Raw genomic sequence first — 491 nt, forward strand, 5'->3', positions numbered from 1 at the left:
GGCATAAATCTACGTCAGACACCGGGCAGTGTAATCTACGAACGGAAGCGTTCTGGCGGGTAGAAAATTACGTGAACAGTGCTCCCGAGATTGTACCACGACTTCGGGAGAATCGACACCTCTAGCCCCCACTCAGCTGCGAACTCAAAGAGATCGAACCACAAGTTGTAGGGCGGCTCACGAGCATCAAGTCGTTCAATGTTCCCGGGGTAGACGTGCATCGAGTACACAGCTGGTTCACCGTCATCGAGCCAGAGNGGGGGCATTTCCTCGCCTGTGATGAGGCGACGAATACAGGCCGTCTCAGCTGCCTCATCGATATCAAAGGCATCGAGGAACGCATCCCGCTGGGATTCGCCCATGATCGCACCAAGCGCTCGCCAGATGTCATTCCAGGCTGGGTCATCTGGTTCGTGATTGAGGTACACGTGAACGGCCTTGCGTAATTGGCGATATTCGTCCCAAGCCGGAACGGGTGCATTCGGTCCTGG

At 55.7% G+C, this 491-nt stretch carries 1 protein-coding gene; it reads right to left on the minus strand.

Features of this window, described 5'->3' with window-relative positions; genetic code table 11:
* Positions 1–35 precede the first annotated feature (35 nt).
* Positions 36–491 (minus strand): hypothetical protein (locus C495_RS18540; protein ID WP_049890078.1); only part of this gene is annotated, 456 nt, incomplete at its 5' end.

It is taken from the genome of Natronorubrum sulfidifaciens JCM 14089 (assembly GCF_000337735.1).
GTDB lineage: Archaea > Halobacteriota > Halobacteria > Halobacteriales > Natrialbaceae > Natronorubrum > Natronorubrum sulfidifaciens.